Source organism: Streptomyces genisteinicus, assembly GCF_014489615.1.
GTDB lineage: Bacteria > Actinomycetota > Actinomycetes > Streptomycetales > Streptomycetaceae > Streptomyces > Streptomyces genisteinicus.
Map to the genome: position 1 here is coordinate 14,724 of NZ_CP060827.1, position 21,856 is coordinate 36,579.

Sequence of the window (21,856 nt, forward strand, 5' to 3'; positions counted from 1 at the left end):
CCGGCGAGTGACCCGGCGAGCGGACAGCACGTTCGCAGACCCGGGAAGCAGACCCGGACGCACCACCACACCCACCCGCCCCACGGCCCCCCGCGGCCCGTGGGCGACCAGAAGGGAGAACCGTGGGCAGGAAGAAAGCCGCCCAGGATGAGGAGTTGTACGCGCAGACGGCCGGCGCGATCGGCACGCTCGCGATCGCCGCCGGCTGCCTCGCCGCGATCAAGGACAAGACGGGCCTGGGATGGGGTGCCACCCTCGCCCTGACCGCCGGGGCCCTGGTCGCCCTCGGCTACCTGGCCTGGAAGATCAGAGCTGTCGTCAAGCGGCTCCTGGCGGGTGAGGGAATCACCACCGGCCTGCGGAGCGACTCCGCTCCCGCACAGGCCGGGAAGGCTGGCGCAGAGACTGCCGAAGAGGCAGCCGACGACCTGATCGCGGGGCCCGCCAGGGACGAGGAGCTGACCCACGCTCTCGTCGCGAGCGGCGCCATCGGCAAGGACCAGTTCGTCCGCGCGGACGAGTCCGTGGTGACACCGCTGCCCCACGGACTCGGCCAGCGCTTCGAGTTCAAGGTGCCGGTGGGCCGCACGTACGAGCACGTGGCCGCAAAGGCCGGGGAGGTGGCCGGCGCTCTCGGCGCGACCCGGCTGCGGACCCAGGTCGAGCGAGGTGAGCTGAGCGAGCGGGACGTCGACATGACCGTGCTCGCCCAGCCGCCCTTCACCCACGCGTTCGCCCCGCCGACCAAGGAAATGATCCTCGCGCACGAGGGCATTCCCTTCGCCCACAGCATGACCGGTGAAGTCGTCGGAATCGACGACTTCACCAAGGGCGCGCTCTTCGTCGCCGGTATGACGCAGACCGGTAAGTCGACACTCACAATCGCGCTGATCACCTGCGCTTTCATCGCTTACGGGCCGGACCTTGATGTCTACCTCATCGAGGGAAAGCCCGGAGCTCTGGTCCGCTTTGAAAAGCTGGCCATCCGCTACGAAGCGTCCAGTAGCGCATCGGTATTCGACTCCATGGTCTGCGAACTGCTCCAGAAGCAGCGCGAGCGGTACGACCTGGACAACGAGGCCATGCGTGAGCGCAAGCCCAAGCCGCGCCACCGCCAAATCCTCTTCATTGCGGATGAAGTGGCCGACTACTACGTCAGCGACGGCAGCGCCGAGGGCAGGAAAGAGCGGGCGCGGATGGTGAAAAACTCATCCGAACTTGTCCGCAAGGGTCTCGAATGCGGAATCACCGTCATCATGATGACGCAGCGCCCTTCCGACCGGGCCGTCCCGGTGGAAGTGCGCGACCAGTTCAAGCGCCGAATCTGCCTCTACGTCTCCGGAAAGGGAAGCGCGGAGGTCGCCCTCGGGTCGGACTACTTCAAGACGCAGTCGCCGATCCACCCCGCACTCATGGATGCCAGCATTCAGGGGCAGGGCGTCTATTTCAACGGTGTCTCATCCAGGCTCATCCGGGGAATTCGCTTCCCTGACGACTTCATTTGGAGGGTTGTCGACGATGTCCTGGAGCGCCGAGGAAAGCGCATCGAATCTGTACCGGATACGCCGCTGAAAAAGGCGATCAACCTCATGCAGGAACGAGGCATCGACCACATCAGAAGCACAGAACTAGGCCCGGCGCTGGGAATCAACGAACCCGACCCAGGAAAGCTCGGAAAGAAGCTGAGCGCGGATCTGACGGTCTCTCCGGAGGTCAAGAGCTGGGGCCGCGGCTACACGCTCGACAGGCTCAAGCAGGCCGCCCTGACCGACTCCTGAACCCTTCCAAGCACCCGTCATGCCACCCGTCATGGGTCCGTCATGCATGACGGGTCATGACGGACCCATGACGGACCCCAAACGGGTCACCATGACGGGCCTGACCAGCGGAAACGACAGATCTCGCGCACAGAGAGGATTTTGCCGTTGAGAGCCACCGCAGCCGTCGCGATCGGCGTGGGCGCAACCGCGGCCGTCGTCGTCGCCTCGCTCGTCCAGGCCGCCGGCGACACCCCGATAGCAGCTGCCCTCACAGCAGCCGTCCCGGCCGAGTACCAGACGCTGATCGAGGAGGCAGGAAACACCTGCCCCGAAGTCAGCCCGAATCTCCTTGCCGCGCTTTTGCGGCAGGAATCTGGATTCAACTCCCGGGCGAAAAGTCCGGTCGGCGCGCAGGGCATCGCCCAGTTCATGCCGTCCACCTGGGAATCTCATGGAATCGACGGCAATAGCGACGGGAAGCGGGATATCTGGGATCCCGAGGACGCCATCCCGTCGTCAGCGAAATACCTCTGTACCCTCGCCCAGGACGTGAAGGACGTACCCGGCGACAAGCAATCCAACATGCTCGCCGCCTACAACGCGGGATCGGGCGCCGTCCGGAAATACGGCGGCGTCCCCCCGTACAAGGAAACACAGAACTACGTCCGCACGATCAATGCGGCATCGAAGGGCGGCGGCAGCGGAAAGACCGTCACCGCCCAGCAATCCACTGCCGCTCTCGCGGCGGCCCGCAAAATGCTCAACCAGCCCTACTCCTGGGGCGGCGGAAACGCCGAGGGACCGAGCACGGGAATCTGCTGCTCCCCGAACGGGAGCAGCGGCACGGACATTCGCGGTTTCGACTGCTCCGGCCTCACGCTGTACGCCTACGCGCAAGTCGGAATCGATCTTCCGCGCACAGCGGCACAGCAGTACGCCGCATCCCAGACCATCGCCGCCAAAGACGCCCGCCCCGGCGACCTCGTCTTCTACGGGAACAGTGCTGCTTCCATTCATCACGTCGGGATTTTCGTCGGTGACGGCGTCATTCTCGACGCGCCCCGGCCCGGCGAGCACGTTCGGTTCAGCCCTGTCTACAACATGACCGACCTCTACGCCGTCGCCCGCCCCAAGCAGAACACCAACAAGGAGATCTAAATGCGCACCTTCACTAATCTCGCTGCCCCCGTCGACATGTCCGGCGGATTCTCCGACTTCTTCGCCACCATCGGCATGACCGGCGGCGGCCTCGTCACCAAGGGCATCGCCGCAGTCATCGCCATCATCGCCGTCCGCATGCTGCTCCAGCTCTCCAACGACCCCAAGAGCGCCCTGCGCAAGGGCAGCATGGCGATCGGCACGCTGTTCGTCGCCGTGATCCTCGCCCTCTACGGATCGACGCTCTTCAGCACCGTCACCCAGGCCCCGGTCACCGCGCCGGCCCCCAAGGAGTAACGCATGCCGGAGAAGAACGGCTGCGAGCTGCTCCCGGAGCGGCACCGGGACCTGTGCGACAGCGACGGCACCGGCCCTCCGGACGCCGGCACCGGCCCCGACAGCACCGGCGGCCTCACCGACGGAGCCGCCGACAGCGTCACCGGCCTCGCCAACGACCTGATCAAGGAGCTGGAAAGGATGATCGCGCCCGGAAAGGCATGGGCGCCCGAGAAGGCCGACAGCGCCCTCTACGCACCCTTTTTGTGGCTCGGCCAGCACCTGGCCGTCGCCATTTTCATCTGCGTGATCGTCGTGTGTGCCCTGACCGCATGGCAGGGCACACCGCGCATGCGCCAGATGGGAGCCTCCACCGGCTGGACTTTGGCCGCCATCGCGGCCATGGGCGCCATCCCCGGCGCAGTCATGCTCCTGCACAAGGCAGTCAGCGACGGATTCCTGGCCGCCTTCGACAGCAACGAGATGACTCTATTTAAGGTCGTGCGCGCGGACTTGGAGGCGACTCAGAGCGACCCGCTCGCGGTGCTGCTGATCGTCTCCGCTCTGGTGGTGGCGCTGGCCTTCGCAGGGCTCGTGTTCCTGACGCGCCAGCTCGGGATCCTGGCCTTCGTTTGCCTGGCGCCGCTCGTGCTGGCCTCGCTGGCACGCGGCGGGGACACGACCGCACTCAAGAAGTGGGCCATGCGCCTGTTGGGCCTGATGTTCGCGCCCTTCGCGCTCCTGCTCGTCACGCCGTTCGTGGCGCTGGCCAAGGGGGCGATCGTCATGGACCTGGTCCTGCTGGTCGCCGCTGACGTGATCATGCTCCGAATGATCTTCCACGGGGTCCCCTACATCGGGCCCCGGGTGGCCGGCGCTGCTCGCACGCTCGTGGAGCGGCACACGACCAACCCCGTGGCGCGGGGGATCGTCCGGGCGGGTGTCCCGAACGTGTACGAGCAGGAGCACGCCCCCAGGGTGCCGCGCACGGTGGACACCCCGGGGCGCGCAGTGTCCCGGGACCGTGGGGTGCTGCTCGCCGCCTACGGCGTGCAGCAGCGTCAGCGCCCCGCCCGGCTCACCACCGAGTCGGTGGTGGCGCAGGTGCGGCGGGACACCGTCCGCACGGCGCAGATCACCCAGGCGCGCCGGGAGGCGCGGGCGTCGGCCGGAGTGGTCCCGCCCGTCCGGCCCGCCAGCCCGGCGCGGCCGGCTGCCCCGCAGCCGCCCACACCCAGCCCGGCCCCGGCAGGCAGGACGACGCCGCCCAACCCCAACCCGTAACAGCCGTGCATCGGCTCCGGGCCCGCGCTTCGGCGCGGGCCCGGAGCCGTTCCCGCACCCCTTCAAAGGAGAGACCGATGTACTCGCTGACGCCCGGCTACCGCGTCCCCGCCCTCCAGCGCGGCCTGAGCCCCACCGAGACCCTGCTCACCAAACTCAACCTGGGCGCGGGTGGCGCGGTCCTGATGTCCGCTCTCGTCACCCCTCCCCCGATGTGGGCCCTCGGCGCGGTCGCGGGGGCCGCGGCGATGCTCAACATCGCTCCCGGGCCGCGCTCGGCCGCCCGGTGGGCAGCCGTCGGCTACCGACGGCTGCGCGAGCGCACCATCCCGGACTCCGCCGTCGACCGGCCCGGCGCGACGATGACCTGGACCCTCCACCCCGAGCACGGCACTGTCCAGGACCCGCTGCGCCGGGCCCAGTTCCACGACGCGTACGCCCGCGCGCTGACGTGGGCGGGCAGCCAGGCCCGCACCGCCGGCATCCAAGTCCACGTCACCCACCACGCCGCCGTGGGCGAGTACACCGCCCACACCCAGACGATCTCCGTGCACGTCCCGAAGGGCCTGGGCCAGACCGACCGGCTCCTCGCCACGCTGGAGGGCGAGTTCGCCCGGCTCGGAGCACTGATCCCGGCGGAGGTCGATCCCCTCCCCGAGGTGGTGGAGCGGTGCCAGGGCTGGATCGGGCTGGACGACGGGAGGTTCGCGGCCACGGCCCGGATCACCGGCTGGCCGGCGGAGACGGACGGCGACCTGATGCGCCGTCTCCTCCTGGAAGAGGGCGAGGCGATCAGGCAGGCCGGTACCGACCGGTCGATCGCCGTCCTCTACCGGCCGCTGCCCGCAGCCCAATCGCGGCGCTCCGCGCGCTGGCAGTCGGCCGCCGCCGAGGCGTGGACGGCGGACAAGATCAAGCAGGACGCTCTCCAGGCCGCGAACAGCACGACCCACGGGGCCCTGGTTCAGGGCGCGACCCTCGTCGACCTCGACGCCTACCTGACTGTCTGGGGCCACAGTCCCGAGACCGTCACCGACGCCCGCTGGACCGCCTCGCTCATGGCCGACCGGCACCGCATCCGCCTCGACTGGCTGCCCGGCCAGCAGCACCGCGCGCACATCATGACCACCCCGCACGGCGCCTCCACCCAGAAAGGGACGATCCTGTGATCCGCCTGCCCACGACCCACGCCGCGATCACCGCGCCCCTCGTCGCCTCCAGCACACAGTTTCCCGGTGTCCCGATCGGCCGCAGCCTTCTCGACGGCAGGGCGTTTCACCTGTCCCCCGTCCTGGCGCCGGCCGCGATTCTGCCCTCCACCAACACGCTGGCCTTGGGTGGACTTGGCTCGGGAAAGTCGACGACGGCCAAAGCACGGGCGCTGCGGGAGGTTCGCCACCACGACCACCAATTCGTCGTCATCGACTCCTTCGGGGAGGACGGCGCGACCGGCGAATGGCGCCCGGTTGCCCAAGCTCTCGGCGGCTGCGTCGTCAGAGCCGGTGATTTCCGGCTCAACCCGTGCTCGCCGCTGTTCTCCGCGCCGGTGCGCGAGCAGCTGGTCCGCTCTCTGATCCTCGCGGTTGAGCCCGACGCGTTGACCACCCAGGCCACCCACGCGCTTCAGCACGCCCTCAGCCACCCCAAGGCGACGGCGCTCACCGGGCTGGTGGATGCCCTGGTCAGTCCCCAGGACGGCCGCTGGCCGGCCGCCCGGCTCGCCGAGTGGGGAGAGGCCGCCGCGATGGCCCTCTCCCGCTACACCGAAGGCTCGCTCAGCGGCCTGTTCGACGGCGAGGACGCCGGCCTGCCGCCGACCGATCTCCCCATCGTGTCTTTCGACTTCACCACCCTCGATCGCAATTCACCGGCGATTCCCTCGCTGATGGCCGCCGTCTCCTGCTGGGCCGAACACGTCTGGCTGCCCCAGTCCACCGCGACGCACCGGCACCTGGTGCTGGAGGAAGCGTGGCAAATCCTGCTGTCCCCCGCCACCGCCTCCCTGATCCAGCGACAGCTCAAGAACTCGCGCAAGGCCGCGCTGTCGCTGGACGTCGTCATGCACACCCTGTCCGACCTCGGCGACGGCCGGGCACAGGACCTCGCGCGGCTCTGCGAGATCGCCCACATCGGCCGCCTCGGCCCCGAGGAGGCCACCGCGGTGGGAACGCTCCTCGGCCTGCCCCAGTGGGCCGTCGACGCGATCCCCGGCCTCGGCCCCGGCCAAGCCGTGTGGAAAGTCGGGCCCGGCTACGTCGACATCGTCCAGACCGTCCTCACCGAGGAAGAGGCGGAGCTGACCGATACCTCCGCCCGGCGGCGCGCGGCACAGCAGATCCTCGCCCGGGACGAGGAGCCGGAGGTACTGGAGGCCGATGCCGACCAGGAGGACACCGACGTCGCCGCTTCCGAGGAGCGCCTCTGCGAGGAGCCGACCGACGCGGAGCCTGACCTCCTGGACGAGCTGCTCGCACCGCACCCGACCGACACCGACGCGAACGTGCGCGACGGATGGGACTGGGACCTGCCGCCCAACGTCGTCGACCACGACACCGCCGCGACGCCTGTCTTCGCGGCAGCCCCGGAGGACGACCTCCGGCACGACCTGGCGCTCCGCGCCGCGCACGAGGGCCGGCACAGCGAGGCCGCCCAGATCGCAGCCATCGGCGAGCGCGAGGACATCAACCGGCACGGCATCAGTTCCACAGAAGCCGCACGCTGGCTGGTCACCCGCGCACAGATGGCTGATCTCAGCGGCGACCGACACCAGGCCGCGACCCTGCGCGCTACCGTCACGCGCATGGGGAAGAACCTGGACTGGTTCGAGCAACCGAACCGCGATCCGGAGCAGGCGTGGTATCAGGGGGCAGACGTCCCCCCCACACCCGAACCGGCAGATGAGCCGCCCTCGCGTCGCCGCCGGCGCTGGCCCTACGCGGCCACCGCCACGGCAGCCGCACTCTCCCTCGCCATCGTTGGCGTAGGGCAGATGAGCGAGAGTGATCAGCAGCAGGACCGCAAGGCGAAGGCTGATTCCTATAAGGGGCGCTCCGGAGCTGAAGTGCGCCTTGACGGAGTGAACGCAGACGTCCTGGCGCGCTGGAACCGCGAGCGCGATCAGGTGATCATCGAGCTGCGAACCTACTTCGAGAAGGACGCCCGCTATCTACGCCTCGACGCCGACGGGCAGACAGCGAGCAGCGAGAAGCCTGCGGAGTGGTTCGCCGAATCACCTGAGCTGTCCTTGCCTGTTGAGGATCCACTGGCCGACGTGACGGTCCGCGTCGCTATCGGTGGGAGGAAATGGGTGAAGGGTGTAAAGGCGCCATCCCGGATGATCCGGCTCTCGCCCACCGGCGTCGCGTACGACGCTGAGACCGGGGAGCGCCTGCCCTCCGACCTCTGACCCGCCACCACCAGCACCGACAAGGCCCACGCCTCAAGGCGTGGGCCTTCTTCGTGTCCGGCCGCTCCGGCCAGCCCTCTCCTGCTCCAAGAGGAGAGGGCTGGCCAGGCCGACCGGCCTCACGCACATTCTCCTGACCCCGATCCGAGGAGCCTCATCCCTGTGGCTGTCATAGGTGTGTTGACCGAGCCCACCCCGCCGAGCTGGTGGAAGGCCAACCGCCACAAGATCTACTTCGTGACCGGTGTGGTCTGCGGCTGGCTGCTCTGCGCCAACCTTGGCCCGCTGAACACACCTCAGGACGGTGAGCCGCGGCCCGGGCACACCACTCCCGCGCCCACTCCGGCACGCACCTGACCCACCCCTCACCCGCTGCGCCCGCCCCCGATCGGGGCGGGCGCAGCGCTGTTCTCTGGAGGACCCGCATGCTCACCCCCCGCCCCCGACGCCGGATCGGCCGGCCCCGTCCGCACCGCCCCGGCCCCCGACTCCCTCGACAGCCGCGCCCGCTCGGTCCCCGCTGGGCCCGGCCGTGACACCGGCCGCCGAGCACGACCAGGACGTGGTCGACGTCGACCCGCACGACCCCGGCGACGGGTCTCTGCCCGTCTACCGATGGCGGCAGGCCGGCCCCGGCTACGCCACCCGCCGACAGCTCCGCGCCATGGGCCTGCGCCCTGGCGGGCAGGAGCCCGCGGCCCGAATCGAGTGCCGCACCGGCCGCCGCTTCGCGTGGCTCTACCGGATCGACCTCGCCCTCCCGAAGCGGATTCCCACGCTCGCGCAGGAGGCCGCCCTCGACCGGGCCATGGCCGCCCGGCAGCAGTGCCCCGGCCCGTGTGGCCGCCGCTACCACCACTGCATCCCCCTGCGCACCCTCGGCAGCTGTCTGGAATGCCACGACGGCACCCCCGCCGACCCCTCCACCTACATCACCCCGGCCGCCGCGCAGCGGCTCGCCGCCTGACCGAAGGAGTTCACGATGACCACCACTACGCCCGCCCCGGTCGGCATCGATCCGCAGACGGACCGGAACCTCACCGACGCATGCGCGACGGTCGCTGGAGAAGTCGCCCGCACCGACGCCAAAGCATCCTTACTGCTCGCGTTCGCGGGTGCGGTGCTCGCCGGCCTCGTATCCGCCGCCCGGAGGGACTGGCCGCTGCCCGCCCAACTGGCCGGCGCCGCTGCCGCGCTCACTCTCGCCGCAGCGGCCGTGCTCCTGCTCCTGGTCGTCCGCCCCCGCCTCCGAGGAGACGACCGCAGCTCATTCCCGCACTGGGCCCGCCTCGACGACGACGAGATCCGCGCCGGCCTCAGCACCGACACCCGCGCAGCCCGCATCCGCGTCCTCTCCCGCATCGCCCTGCGCAAGTACACGCTCCTGCGCCGCGCCGTCGACCTCACCCTCACCGCTCTGGCGCTCCTCGCCCTGGCCGCCGCCGGAGCCGCGCTGTGAGCCTGACGCCGGGCTGAGGCAGCTGTCCGGCGCCCGCGGTCACCTGCCCCGTCCACGGGCCGCCCGATGTCTGAAGGTCACGTCGCGCTGAGCTCTGTGCCCGTGAAGCGGCCCGCCGCGTTCTGATGGCCGCGAAGCAAGCAAAAACGGCCCCGGTGGCCCGGACTTCAAGTCCGGGCCACCGGGGCCGTTTTTGCGTTTCACGCCGCCCTCGCGGCGTCAGACCTTTGGGATGGTGGCGGCCTCCAAGGCCGCAGCTGCTGACTGCCGAGCGGCAGTCAGGCGCTTACCGGCCTTCTCCAGCTCCGTCTCCAATGCCTCCAGGGCGTCCACCAGGCTGACGGGATCTGAGGCCGCAGCAGCCCGGACCGCGCCAGGAGCGAGAACCCGGAACGCCCGCTCCTGCACCGCCCCGACCGCCCGCTGGATCGCACCGAGTTCAGCGGCAACCGCCGGGGCGCCCGCCCCGGAAGCAGGAGGGTCAGAAATTTCTGACCCCTGCCCCTGGGTCGGAATCGCAGGCGCGGCCGACACCTGCTCGATCGCCGTGACTGCCTGTGTGGCCTGAGTCAGCATCGCCACCGTAGGTCGGCGCTTGCCCTGCGCAGCCGCCTCGGCCACGCCTCGCTCCAGCGCCGTCCGCGCGAGTTCCACCCCGTGGTCAGAGATCACGCTCGCCATGTACTTCCGGGCAGACGCCCGGGTCAGATGCCGCGAGAGCTCCGGGCCAAGGGCCCCGACAGCCCGAATCCGAGCGGCGTCCGCCACCAACTCGAAGACGTACTTCTCCTCGATGTCCAGAACCCCAGCTGCCCACCGGGCGAAGCTCGACTCACCCGCCACCACATGCAGCTCACGGTCGCGGGCGACCTCCAGGAGCGCGCCCTTGTTCAGGGTCACAAAGTCCTCGGCCCGACTGCCCATCGAGTCGATCTCGACCAGCCGGCCCGTGACGAAGGCGAGCTGCTCCTCCGGCGTGCCGGTCACATCGTCCGCGCCCAGCACCCGGCCACCAGCGAACGGGTTCAGCTCGGCACTCCCGATGGACTCCCGGGCAACCTGAAGCTCCGCCGGCACTGCCGGGTCAATCCGCGAGTCCTCCGCCTTCTGCAGCCGGTTCTTCCCCGCCGCGATCAGCTTGTTGGTCACTGCGCCACTCCCGCCATCAGGATCCTGTCGTAAGCGTCCGTCAGGGCCTGCGCCTCCCGGCCCGACGCATCGGTGATCGGCACACACGCGAACCGCGTCTGCTGCCGCACCGAGTGACGCGGAATCGCCAGATCATCCCGATAGAGCGACCCATACGTATCCGCCAAGTGCTTCCCTATGGCGTCCTTCAGCGTGCTGCGCCCACCCGGAACGATGGACGGCACAATGCCCACCACGCGCAGGTTCGGGTTCATCCCCAGGTCCTGCACAAGCCGGATCGTGCTCAATGCCTCTGCGGCGCCGATACGTCCGTCCTCGTCCAAGGTTGCGGGGATGACCACGTCCGTCGCTGCCACGAGGGCCGACGTCACCAGCTTGCCGCCGGCCCGCGGCGGCAGGTCCAAAACCGCGACGCCGTCCTCGGGGATGACGCCCTTCAGCGCCATCCGCAGTCGAAACTCCAGACCGACCGCGACGTTGTCCGTCTCCCGGTTCGCCAGCGCTCGCTCCGCAGCGATGACCTGGACACCCGACCACGCTTCCCCGGCCGGAACCATCGCGTCGGCAGCCAGGCCCGTGTCTCCCTGCGGGTCCAGCGCCAGCAGGTCGTTCATCGTGAAGGCCGGCGGCGAGTCCGCCGCGATGCCGAGCTCCGCCGAGAACGTGGCGCGCGGATCCAAGTCACCGGCAACCACCGGGCGCTTCCGGCGTCGCGCGGCCGCGACCAGACCCGCGGACAGGGCACTCTTGCCCACGCCGCCCTTCTCGCTGTACACCGCTAGCACTCGGCTCATGCCGACACCCTTGACCCTTCCAGCCTGTCCATCACGCAGGAAGGCCACCGACACGCTGCTATGTCTTGGGAGGCCATGCCCCTTTGTGTCTCTGGGACGGAGGGAGGGGGCGTCGGCACCCACCTTGTCTCACGACTCAGCTACACCTGAAGTAGCTCTGGTTAGAGCTCCAGCGTGACCTCGTGACCCGCCTCGGTGAGCGCACGGCGGATTTGTGCGGCTTCCTCGATCGCGGCGAGTGCTTCCGCCTGGCGCCCTACCTCCGCCAGGCGGATGGACAGGTTGTTCAGGGACGCGGCGAGGTGGGGCAGGTAGGCGTCCGGGTTGGTTTTGGCGAGGGTGCGGCGGATTTGTGCGGCTTCCTCGATCGCGGCGAGTGCTTCCGCCCTGCGCCCCACTTCCCCCAGACTGGTGGACAGGTTGTTCAGGGACGTGGCGAGGTCGGGCAGGTAGGCGTCCGGGTTCGCCTCCGCCAGCGCACGGCGGATTTGTGCGGCTTCCTCGATCGCAGCGAGTGCTTCCGCCCGGCGCCCCAGCTCTCTCAGATCGATGAAGAGGTTGTTCAGGGACATGGCGAGGTGGGGCAGGTAGGCGTCCGGGTTCGCCTTGGCGAGGGTGCGGAGGATTTGTGCGGCTTCCTCGATCGCGGCGAGTGCTTCCGACCGGCGCCCCACCCTCCCCAGGCGGGTGGACAGGTTGTTCAGGGACATGGCGAGGTGGGGCAGGTAGGCGTCCGGGTTCGCCTCCGCCAGCGCACGGTAGTGGCTGGCGATGGCCTGGGCGAGGTGGACGGCGGTGCGGTCGAGGCGCCGACTGGAGTGCGGGAAGCGGTCATGCAGGGTGGTGAGGTCGTCGATGTCGGTGGTGGAGTCCTTGATGAGGGTGTGAAGGGCGGTGATGAGGGGCTGGGGGTGGTCGGCCTGGACGGCGGTGGTGATGATGTGGGGGGTGAGCCGGTGCGGCAGGCGGGTGCACAGGCCGGTGAGGTGGGCGTCGAGGCGGCCGTCGAAGACGGGGTGGGCGGCGGCGCGGCTGTAGACGGTGAGGAGCTGGGCGGTCTGCGCGTCGTCTGCGCCGTTGATCAGGTGTTCGGCTATGGCGGGGTCGGTGTCCAGGATGCGGCCGATGTGGCGTTCGGCGAGCCGGTCGGGCTGGAGCGCGCCCCACGGCCGGCCCGGTACGGCCGGGGGGTAGAGGGCGGCGATCCAGGCGGTGACCTGGTCGCGCCGGTCGCGGGCCTGGTCCGCGAGGGCAGGGAGTGTGGACCATGTGCGGTCGGCCTGTTCGTGGTCGGCCGCGCCCACGAGGTGGGCGGCGGCCAACGCCTTCTCCAGAGTGCTGCGGCTCAGAACCGGAGATAGGCCATGCGTAGCGGCGCCGTGCTGCCAGTAGCGGCGCTCGTGTGCCAGCAGGCGGTCCTCCAGCTCCTGTGCCCGCTGGACCGCAGATACCTCTGTTGCATCTTTGCTGCCGGGGGTGGCGGTGTCGAGGAGGTCGGCGAGGGCGGTCATCTGCAAAGTCAGAGCATTGGCGTAGCCATCGTGGTCGAGTTGCGGGGTGGGCAGGGCGTCGGCGGCGGCGCGCCAGTCGTGGGGGGCCAGATCGCGCACTCGGTGCAGGGCGTTGGCCAGGGCGCGGGCGGCGGTGCGGTAGGCCTGCGTGCGCGGGCCAGAGGCCTGCTCCAGCGGTGTCAGCAGGACCGAGGGCGCCGCATCGAGGTGATCCTCGGCGAGGCGAGTGGCGCTCGTGGCCTGGGTCCACCAGTCGCCGTCGGTGCGGGCCAGCAGCAGCACCTTGAACGGTGTGTCGCCGCCGTGGTCGGCGGCGGCCTCGACGAGCGGGGCCAGCTGCCCGGTGCGGGCCTCGGCGTAGTCGAGGACGACCAGCAGCGGTTTGACTGCATGCCGCAGCTCGCGCAGTTCCGGCGCTTCGGCGTCGGAGCGCGGCCACAGCACCGCCCAGTTGTCGGCGGCCAGCAAAGCGGCCAGGTGGTGGGCGAGCCGGGTCTTGCCCTGCCCGCCAGGCCCGTGCAGCAGCCACGCCCCAAACCCGCCCCGGCCGCACCACGTGAGCAGGTCGGCGAGCAGGTCTTCGCGGCCATGGAAGGGCACTGTCTGCCGGCCCGCCTGCAGCAGCACCGCAGGCGAAGCCGCACCTGCCCCACTCTCGGCCTGGGCGTCGGCCAGGTGCTGGAACTCCACCGCCTCCAGGCCGGCCGCGGGGCCGCCGTGTTCCGTCAACACGGCGCGGAACGAAGGGTCGTGGTGCAGGACGTAGGCGGGGACGGCGTTCAGCTCGCCGTGTCCGGAATGCGCCCGGTCGGAGGCAACCACCCCTGTCAGGAGCCGGCCGCAGAACACGGCCGCCCCGGACAGACCGCCCCACGGCGAGGTTCCCTGCTGCGACCACTGCGGAGGGTGCTGGAGCAGGTCCACCACATACTGGTTGCCCACGAACCCGCTGCCCGGGTTGATCCGCCCCTCCGCCTGGACGGCCTCCACCGGCTGGCCGGGCCGCTGGGCCACATCGGGAACGCCCCAGGTCCGGCACGCGGCGCCGGGCTCGTCTGTGACCATCCGCCCCCAGCGCACCGCCCCCGGCGAGGGCCATGCCGGGTCGTCGAGCAGGACCAGCGCGGCGTCGTCCCGCCCGCCAGGCGTGCCGCACCACACCACCGACCCGCCCCAAGTACCGTCCCGGCCGAGTTGGAACACTTCGACCCGCTCACCAGTCTGGGCCGCGACGTGCGCGGACGTCAGCACCAGACGCCCACCCACCGCATACCCCGACCCCGGACCGCCCGGACCGGCCACCCCCAGCACACGACCCCGCTCCACCCCAGCCCCGCTCTCCCACGCCGTACCTGTTTTCCGCCCGTGCGCCGATCACCGACCACCGGCCGGCGCAGTCCGCCCCGGCATCCGTCAGTCCGGGAAACGGCCCGACACGTCCCCCGGACCGGCCGGCAAGACAGTCCTGTGACCCGCTGACCAGCAGGTCACCCCCTGCGCGTTCCTCGGCGTCAGCGCGAACAACACCCGGTGCGCACGAACGCGCGACACCCCGGCCTCCGTCTCCGCGCCCAGCACCACGGAGCCCGGCCATCCGCCGCGCCCCTCCACCGGCAGCGGACTGAGCCGCCGATGAATCATCGGCAACCTCAGCGAGGACCCAGTACTACCCGCGACACAGCAAGCCCTCCCCCGACGCCCTCAACTGGCCACCCACCGTAGGACGACCACCACTCCCCCACCCTCAGATCACGAAAATCAGAACGCCCCGGTCCACAGCCACACCGGCCCCGCACCATCCCGCACCCAATCCACATCACCCCCTGCCGTGCCAGCCTCCTCGCAGAGACCGACGCACCACTGCCCGGACGCCACAACAGCCACCCCGCCGGCACCGCCCCGGCCCGAGACTCCCCCGGCAGCCACGCCCGCTCGGTTCCCCGCTGGCCCCAGCCTTGACCCCTTCCGCGACCGGGGCGCGGCGGCGTTGCCGGCCGCGCCCAGGGAGGGCGCGGACGCCGCGGGGGCCACCCCGTCACCGCCCCGTCGGCCGACAACCACGATCAGGACGTAGTTGAGAACCCGCACGACCCGGACGGTGCGAGACCTGTACGTCCACCGACGGCCGCAGCCGCCTGGCAGCAGCAACGTTGTCCGCGGACAACAAGTCCCCCGAGCCGCCACCTCTGACCATGCCGGTGCCGGTCGCCACTTCGCCTTCGGCCAGCTTGTTGTCCGCGGACAACAAGCCCGCCGAACCAGCCTGCGCCAAAGCAGTACGACCGGCGGCCAACAGTCGCTCCGCATCGACACTCGAGACCGGGGCGACCTGACGCGCCAAGGCCCGGCTCCCCGCACTGTGCTGGGGGCCGGGCCTTCCGTGTTTCAGAGCCGACAGCGCTGCACGGATCGCCGAGTGCCGGGCCTACGCCACCTACTCAGCAGGCGCGCCTACCGAACCGCGCCGGCTCCCAGCCAGCTCGTTGAGCCTGTCGACCAAAGCCAGGAACTGGACGTCATCCATGCGGGCATTCAGAAACTCAGCAGCCCGCATCGCGTTGTCGTACGGAAACCTGACCCCCGTAACCACAGGCCGCACCGAATCGGCGGCAGCACCCTCCTCACGCGGAACCGGAACACCGTCCGCAGCCTGTCCCCCAGGCGCAGGCGGCTCTGATCGCCCCGGCGACGCCGATCCATTCGCCTCGACCACGGCTACGGAGGCCGCAGGCTTGTTGTCCGCGGACAACAAGCCCGACCGCCCCGGCGTCGGAGACGGCGCCTCAGCCGCAACATCCGCCGACGGCCCCGCCTCGACAGCAGAAACGTTGTCCGCGGACAACAAGTCCCCCGAGTCGCCCTCTCCGACCCCACTGCTGCTGATCGCCCCCTCCGATTCGGCCGGCTTGTTGTCCGCGGACAACAAACCAGCCGAACCCACCTGCGCCAGAGCTTCCCGACCAGCCGCCAACAGCCGCTCCGTCTCGGCCTTCTGCTCCTCGGCGGCATCCTTCGCGCTGTTCAGGAGCGACATCAGCATCTCCGGCGTCAGGCTCGCGTCGTCCTTCAGACGCCGAGCCAGCACACGACCGTCCCTCTCCGACACCTCACCGGTACTCAGCAGCACCTGGATCTCCTCCGGCAGCGTCAGCAGAGCCAGCTGATTGGTAACCCACGACCGATCCTTACCGAGCCGCTGTGCAGCACGACTCCGCGCCCCCCGCTCCCCGCCGTCCTCCGCGCACACGTCCACCAGCTGCTGCACACCGCGAGCACGCTCCAACACGTCGAAGTCCTCGCGATCGAGGTTCTCAGCGAGAAGGTGGTCGACGAAGTCCTCACGAGAGGACGCCAGGTCATCCCGCACCACGAAGTCGAGCTGCTCGATGCCCACGTGGAGAGCACTGCGGAAGCGGCGTTCCCCGTTGATCAACACGTACTGGCAGGCCTCACCGATCGCGTCCTCGTGTGCCGGCCACAGGGCCAGATAGGCGCTACGCGTGACCGCGACACACGCTGCAAGCTGCACCTGGCGCAGCTCTTCACCAAAGCGGCTCATGTCCTCGTCCGCGCCGAAGTTACGGCGCGGGTTAAGAGGGGTGGGGGAGACCTGAGCCAGCTCCAGCCGCACCAGCTCGTAAGAAGGGATCGCCCCCTCCGCGATGGCCTTGGCACGCCCGCGCTCGCTCCGCTGCCGGGTACGGCCGAACGAGCTGCTGGCTCCGACCTTGTCGGCGATGCTCATCCCTTGATCCTCCGTGCGATCGAACGCAGGGCCTGAGCCTGCTCACAATCCGGCTCGTAAGCGAGCAGCGGTTCCTTACGGCGAACCGCTTCCCGCTGCTCCTTGAGCTCCGGGACGATGCCAAGTACCGGTTCGTCCATGCTCTGCCACGACTCGAGGGACGAGGTCGCGATGTAGCCGTTGCGCGCGTCGTAGAGGTTGACGACGAACCCGATGATGGGGATCTCCAGCTTCAGGTCCTCGCACAGGTCCTCGATCTGGTCGGCGAGCATGTCGAAGGCGTCGCCGGAGGTGTCCTCTGCTTGGACCGGAACCACGAGACCTGACTGGCCCGATTCCTCGCCCTCCCGAGTCCTCGCGTAGTAGAGGGCGGTGTCCATGGTGTAGCCGAGGCTCGGAGGGCAGTCGACGACGATGAAGTCGAAGTCGCCCTCCACCTCGCTGAGGACCCGCTCCAGCGCGGTCTCCTTGATACGCACGGCGCGAGTGGTGGCCAGCTTCGCATCGAGAAGGAAAGCGTCCTTGCACGAAGGCAGCAGCCACAGACGCTCTTCGAAGTCACCCCCCCTTATGGGAACGAACAGCTCCCGCACATCACCCTCAGCCTCACCGAGCATGTACTTAGCGAGGCTGGAGGAGTCGATCTCCAGCATCGTGTAGCCGAGTTGCCGGGTGAGATGGCCCTGCGGATCGAAGTCAATCAACAGAGTTCGCTGCCCCATCTCGGCCAGCGCCTGAGCGACACCCGCAGACACCGAGGTCTTGCCCACACCCCCCTTCTGGTTCCCGAAGACGAGGCGCCGCGCTCCCCCCGCCCGAGCAGGCCCAGGGCGAGGCGACGGATGGGTGTCCAGCCAGTGCCGAATCGACTGCGCCACGCTCTGGTTGTAGGACAGCCGGCGCGACTTGCTTGCGGACTTCAGCATCTCGTACAGCCCCGCCGGCAGGTACGTGGCGAACGAAGCACCACCACTCGTGTCGACCACGGGATGCTCTTCGAGCTGCAGCCAGGACGTCACCCCGGACGTGACAGCGTCCTGGATGTCCAGACCCAGTTCTGCGGCACGTACTTTGAGTTCCCGCCGCAGAATAGTCGGCAGCTTGGCAACTACCTTTTCCCGATCATCGGGGCTATAGGGAGCAGTCATGGCGCTACCTTAGTACCGTCGTTGCTGGAAAGGTGACGACCTGGCCCACTCCGGCGGGCAAGAACAGGCGAGAGCGTTGTTGGAGTACTCCCCGACGCGGGCAGCGTTGGCCCGATGCGTGCATGCCCGGCGCTGCCCCTTCGGAGCCCCGCTTCGGCGGGGAGGGCGCGCTTGTTGTCCGCGGACAACAAACTCTGTATCGGGGCAGCCCTGCGGCGGCGAGGGCCCCCGTGTCGCCGGGGAGGACCAGCACACAGCACGCGGAACAGCCCCGCGTCTGCGAGGAGGACCGTTGGTCGGGCTGGGGCACCACCCCGCAGGTCGGAACACCCCCGCGACTGCGGGGAGGACGTGCGGTCCACGCCGTCCCGCTCGCCCATGAGCGGAGCACCCCCGCGACGGCGGGGAGGACGCGGGCGTGTTCGTCGAGGACTACGCGCACGACGGAGCACCCCCGCGACGGCGGGGAGGACCGTGTTGGTCAGGCTCGCCGGAAGTGCCGGCGCGGAGCACCCCCGCGACGGCGGGGAGGACCCCCGCCCGCCCCCGGGGCGCCCCGTGGCTAGCGGAGCACCCCCGCGACGGCGGGGAGGACGGCACCACGAGCTGGCGATGTGCCAGGCAGTACGGAGCACCCCCGCGTTGGCGGGGAGGACGCGGGCGGCCTCAACTGCCGCCGACCGCGCGGCGGAGCACTCCCGCGTCGGCGGGGAGGACAGAATCCACACGCCGAGCGGGAGCGGGCCCACCGGAGCACCCCCGCGACGGCGGGGAGGACGACGCGGCCGGTGTGCCGCCGCCCTGGCCGGGCGGAGCACCCCCGCGACGGCGGGGAGGACGGCGGTACGGCCACGGCCGGTCCGCCGCCGGACGGAGCACCCCCGCGATGGCGGGGAGGACCCGGTCGGCGTGGAAGGCTTGGGCCCTGGGAACGGAGCACCCCCGCGACGGCGGGGAGGACGTGCCGCAGATCCGGGCCTACGACCGGGACACCGGAGCACCTCCGTGTTGGCGGGGAGGGCGTGCTTGTTGTCCGCGGACAACAAACTCTGCCTCGGCGCCCCCGCGTTGGCGGGGAGGACTCCGCGGAGCGCCGGACCCACCTGTCGCGGGCCGGAGCACCCCCGCGACGGCGGGGAGGACATGGAGGTCGCCCACATGATGTTGCCCGCCCGCGGAGCACCCCCGCGACGGCGGGGAGGGCAAGTCGCGGGCCTCCCAGGGGAGATCGGCGAGCGGAGCACCCCCGCGACGGCGGGGAGGACGAGTGCATCCTCGCGGGTGTCGAACCGTGGGGCGGAGCACCCCCGCGACGGCGGGGAGGACACCGCGCCGTTCGTCGGCTGTCCAGGATCGGGCGGAGCACCCCCGCGACGGCGGGGAGGACTCGGACCCGCACATGGACATGGCGTTCGCCTACGGAGCACCCCCGCGACGGCGGGGAGGACTGCCACCAGCGGCCGCCGTCCCATTCCATGACCGGAGCACCCCCGCGACGGCGGGGAGGACTCGAGTGGCGGGCGCCCTCATCCCAGACCACCGGAGCACCCCCGCGACGGCGGGGAGGACAAGGCCATCGTCGGCGTCCGCCAGGACATCAGCGGAGCACCCCCGCGACGGCGGGGAGGACGTGCGCCAGCCGCCGTTGCGCCGGTTGATCCGCGGAGCACCCCCGCGACGGCGGGGAGGACAAGGAGCGGAGGTGTCAGTCCGAGTCGGCCGGCGGAGCACCCCCGCGACGGCGGGGAAGACGGCGGTCCGACGGGTTCATGAGCGCTGGAGAGCGGAGCACCCCCGCGACGGCGGGGAGGACGGCGTCGTCCCGCCCGAGCCGCCGAGGTGCCGCGGAGCACCCCCCGCCGGCGGGGAGGACCTTCCTCGAGGGTGTGCCGACAACGCCGGCACCGGAGCACCCCTGCGACGGCGGGGAGGACGGAGCCCTCGACCCCGAGCACACGGTGCTGCGCGGAGCACCCCCGCGACGGCGGGGAGGACACCCGCAACCAGTTGGCGGGGTCGGCCACCCACGGAGCACCCCCGCGACGGCGGGGAGGACATCGCGGACCGCGCGTGCGGACTCCACCGCGGCGGAGCACCCCCGCGACGGCGGGGAGGACCGGCCGAGCGCGTTGATCATGCGCCCTGCCGCCGGAGCACCCCCGCGACGGCGGGGAGGACCTACCCGGCCATGAGCGGGAGCGTTCTCGACGCGGAGCACCCCCGCGACGGCGGGGAGGACCACGGTGAGCCTGCCGTGCTGCGCCCACCAGTCGGAGCACCCTCGCGACGGCGGGGAGGACTGGGGGACACATGGCTGAAAGCGAACAGGTAGCGGAGCACCCCCGCGACGGCGGGGAGGACAGTTGTTCGGCGATGGCCATCCAGCCGGCGACCGGAGCACCCCCGCGACGGCGGGGAGGACGGCGGTACGGCCACGGCCGGTCCGCCGCCGGACGGAGCACCCCCGCGACGGCGGGGAGGACGAGACTGAGCGCGCGTCGGAGTCCAGCGAAGGCGGAGCACCCCCGCGACGGCGGGGAGGACCAGCCCTCTTCACCGCAGGGCCACGGCAGGATCGGAGCACCCCCGCGACGGCGGGAGGACGTCGGGCACCTCCACCGTGCGGGAGAGAACAGCGGAGCACCCCCGCGACGGCGGGGAGGACGGTAGCCGACCTCACCACTGCACTCGAACACGAGGAGCACCCCCGCGACGGCGGGGAGGACGTGAACACGTCGTCACCCAGCTCCCGCAGGAGCGGAGCACCCCCGCGACGGCGGGGAGGACCCGCGCAGGCTCGACAGGTCGACCGCGAACGGCGGAGCACCCCCGCGACGGCGGGGAGGACGAGGCCGGCGTCGACGAGGCCGTCGACTGCTGCGGAACACCCCCGCGACGGCGGGGAGGACCGCGCGCTCCTCCCGGACCCGGGGCACCGGATCGGAACACCCCCGCGACGGCGGGGAGGACGGTGAGGCACGCGGCGGCGGCCGGGGCTTCGCCGGAACACCCCTGCGTCGGCGGGGAGGACGTCGGTGCGGCCTGGCCGCGGCCGCGGGCCTGCGGAACACCCCCGCGTCGGCGGGGAGGACCGGGTGCCGGGCGGGAATCGCCCGGAAGTAGACGGAACACCCCCGCGACGGCGGGGAGGACACCAGGCCCGTCCACGCGAGCATGACCACGGGCGGAACACCCCCGCGACGGCGGGGAGGACGTTCGGCTCCACCTGAGTCCGCCCGATCGTGGCGGAGCACCCCCGCGACGGCGGGGAGGACGTCGACCATGCCTGGGCCCGGGTCAACCCGGACGGAGCACCCCCGCGACGGCGGAGAGGACCTGCCGGCGGGCAGGGCCGCGACCACTATGCGCGGAACACCTCCGCGGCGGCGGGGAGGACTCCAGGATCGCGCGCACGAGGAGGATGCGGACCGGAGCACCCCCGCGTCGGCGGGGAGGGCGCGCTTGTTGTCCGCGGACAACAAACTCTGTACCGGGGCAGCCCTGGCGGCGAGGACCCCCGCGGCGGCGGGGAGGACAGGGCCTGACAAGCAGCTGCACGTCTGTCCGCGGAACAGCCCCGCGTCGGCGAGGAGGACCGTTGGTTGGGCTGGGGCGCCACCCCGCAGGTTGGAACACCCCCGCGTCGGTGGGGAGGGCGCGCTTGTTGTCCGCGGACAACGAACTCTGCGGCGGGGAGGGGCTGCGGCACTCCTTCTCCTTCGTGCTGGCTCCGGAGTACCGCGCGTCGGTGGGGAGAACCCGCGGTCACGATCCGGCGGGGTTGACGACGCCGGAGCACCCCCGCGACGGCGGGGAGGACCAGCACACCGGACGCAACCCTGCCCATCGCTCCGGAGCACCCCCGCGACGGCGGGGAGGACTGGTAGCGCGTCATGACGTCGTACTCGGCGTACGGAGCACCCCCGCGACGGCGGGGAGGACGTGGTCGAGACGACCGCGATGGCCGACACCGACGGAGCACCCCCGCGACGGCGGGGAGGACCCAGGGTAGGACAGAAATGTCAGTGCTGCGGACGGAGCACCCCCGCGACGGCGGGGAGGACGAGTTCGGTGAGGACCGCTCGCACGGCGGTCGCGGAGCACCCCCTGCGACGGCGAGGAGGACGGGCGATGGCATCGCCGCACTCATCAGCATGGCGGAGCAC

The 21,856-nt window shown here is 70.8% G+C and carries 14 protein-coding genes and 2 CRISPR repeat arrays; of the genes, 9 read left to right on the forward strand and 5 right to left on the reverse strand.

The genetic code is table 11. From position 1 onward, the window contains the following. Positions 1-122 precede the first annotated feature (122 nt). The 9 genes from IAG43_RS33935 (at position 123) to IAG43_RS33975 (ending at position 9,343) form a co-directional block, all read left to right on the forward strand. Entirely contained in the window at positions 123-1,778 is a 1,656-nt protein-coding gene (locus IAG43_RS33935; protein ID WP_187745011.1) for an FtsK/SpoIIIE domain-containing protein, read from the forward strand. Positions 1,779-1,925: 147 nt separating this feature from the next. After that, on the forward strand, positions 1,926-2,918 hold the full coding sequence (locus tag IAG43_RS33940) for a C40 family peptidase (RefSeq protein ID WP_187745012.1): 993 nt from the start codon (positions 1,926-1,928) through the stop codon (positions 2,916-2,918). After that, positions 2,919-3,215 carry a hypothetical protein gene (locus IAG43_RS33945; RefSeq protein ID WP_187745013.1) on the forward strand — a complete coding sequence of 99 codons (297 nt, stop codon included), beginning with the start codon at positions 2,919-2,921 and terminating at the stop codon, positions 3,213-3,215. Between the two features lie 3 nt (positions 3,216-3,218). Further along, on the forward strand, positions 3,219-4,478 hold the full coding sequence (locus tag IAG43_RS33950) for an energy-coupling factor transporter transmembrane component T family protein (protein WP_187745014.1): 1,260 nt from the start codon (positions 3,219-3,221) through the stop codon (positions 4,476-4,478). A 77-nt stretch (positions 4,479-4,555) separates the two neighbouring features. Next, a complete protein-coding gene (locus tag IAG43_RS33955) occupies positions 4,556-5,647 on the forward strand; it encodes a hypothetical protein (protein WP_187745015.1) in 1,092 nt (363 codons plus the stop codon). After that, complete coding sequence (locus tag IAG43_RS33960; protein WP_187745016.1) at positions 5,644-7,884, forward strand: hypothetical protein; 2,241 nt, start codon at positions 5,644-5,646, stop codon at positions 7,882-7,884. Before IAG43_RS33955 ends, IAG43_RS33960 begins: the two co-directional genes overlap by 4 nt. A gap of 180 nt (positions 7,885-8,064) precedes the next feature. Beyond that, complete coding sequence (locus IAG43_RS33965) at positions 8,065-8,241, forward strand: hypothetical protein (protein ID WP_187745017.1); 177 nt, start codon at positions 8,065-8,067, stop codon at positions 8,239-8,241. A 175-nt stretch (positions 8,242-8,416) separates the two neighbouring features. Next, entirely contained in the window at positions 8,417-8,851 is a 435-nt protein-coding gene (locus IAG43_RS33970; RefSeq protein ID WP_246574857.1) for an RRQRL motif-containing zinc-binding protein, read from the forward strand. Between the two features lie 15 nt (positions 8,852-8,866). Beyond that, a complete protein-coding gene (locus IAG43_RS33975; protein WP_187745018.1) occupies positions 8,867-9,343 on the forward strand; it encodes a Pycsar system effector family protein in 477 nt (158 codons plus the stop codon). 219 nt (positions 9,344-9,562) lie between these two features. Here IAG43_RS33975 and IAG43_RS33980 read toward each other — a convergent pair whose 3' ends face one another. From IAG43_RS33980 to IAG43_RS34000, 5 genes are all read right to left on the reverse strand, one after another. Beyond that, positions 9,563-10,492 carry a hypothetical protein gene (locus IAG43_RS33980; protein ID WP_187745019.1) on the reverse strand — a complete coding sequence of 310 codons (930 nt, stop codon included), beginning with the start codon at positions 10,490-10,492 and terminating at the stop codon, positions 9,563-9,565. After that, positions 10,489-11,268 carry a ParA family protein gene (locus IAG43_RS33985; RefSeq protein WP_187745020.1) on the reverse strand — a complete coding sequence of 260 codons (780 nt, stop codon included), beginning with the start codon at positions 11,266-11,268 and terminating at the stop codon, positions 10,489-10,491. Before IAG43_RS33985 ends, IAG43_RS33980 begins: the two co-directional genes overlap by 4 nt. A gap of 179 nt (positions 11,269-11,447) precedes the next feature. Next, a complete protein-coding gene (locus IAG43_RS33990) occupies positions 11,448-14,063 on the reverse strand; it encodes a tetratricopeptide repeat protein (protein ID WP_187745021.1) in 2,616 nt (871 codons plus the stop codon). A 1,168-nt stretch (positions 14,064-15,231) separates the two neighbouring features. Then, positions 15,232-16,542: a ParB/RepB/Spo0J family partition protein gene (locus IAG43_RS33995; RefSeq protein WP_187745022.1), complete on the reverse strand. Its 1,311-nt coding sequence runs from the start codon at positions 16,540-16,542 to the stop codon at positions 15,232-15,234. Continuing rightward, the gene (locus tag IAG43_RS34000) at positions 16,539-17,690 is read right to left on the reverse strand and encodes a ParA family protein (RefSeq protein ID WP_187745023.1); all 1,152 of its coding nucleotides are present in this window, start codon (positions 17,688-17,690) and stop codon (positions 16,539-16,541) included. The genes IAG43_RS33995 and IAG43_RS34000 overlap by 4 nt, the downstream gene beginning before the upstream one ends. Positions 17,691-18,804: 1,114 nt before the next feature. Beyond that, a CRISPR array of direct repeats spans positions 18,805-19,504; the repeat unit is 29 nt; unit sequence CGGAGCACCCCCGCGACGGCGGGGAGGAC. A 1,977-nt stretch (positions 19,505-21,481) separates the two neighbouring features. Continuing rightward, positions 21,482-21,755: direct repeats of the CRISPR family, unit length 29 nt; unit sequence CGGAGCACCCCCGCGACGGCGGGGAGGAC. Positions 21,756-21,856: the final 101 nt, after the last annotated feature.

Coding starts and splice junctions, on each gene's coding strand:
- IAG43_RS33945 (WP_187745013.1), top strand. CDS start 2,919: ATGCGCACCTTCACTAATCTCGCTGCCCCCGTCGACATGTCCGGCGGA.
- IAG43_RS33950 (WP_187745014.1), top strand. CDS start 3,219: ATGCCGGAGAAGAACGGCTGCGAGCTGCTCCCGGAGCGGCACCGGGAC.
- IAG43_RS33955 (WP_187745015.1), top strand. CDS start 4,556: ATGTACTCGCTGACGCCCGGCTACCGCGTCCCCGCCCTCCAGCGCGGC.
- IAG43_RS33975 (WP_187745018.1), top strand. CDS start 8,867: ATGACCACCACTACGCCCGCCCCGGTCGGCATCGATCCGCAGACGGAC.
- IAG43_RS33995 (WP_187745022.1), bottom strand. CDS start 16,542: ATGAGCATCGCCGACAAGGTCGGAGCCAGCAGCTCGTTCGGCCGTACC.
- IAG43_RS34000 (WP_187745023.1), bottom strand. CDS start 17,690: ATGACTGCTCCCTATAGCCCCGATGATCGGGAAAAGGTAGTTGCCAAG.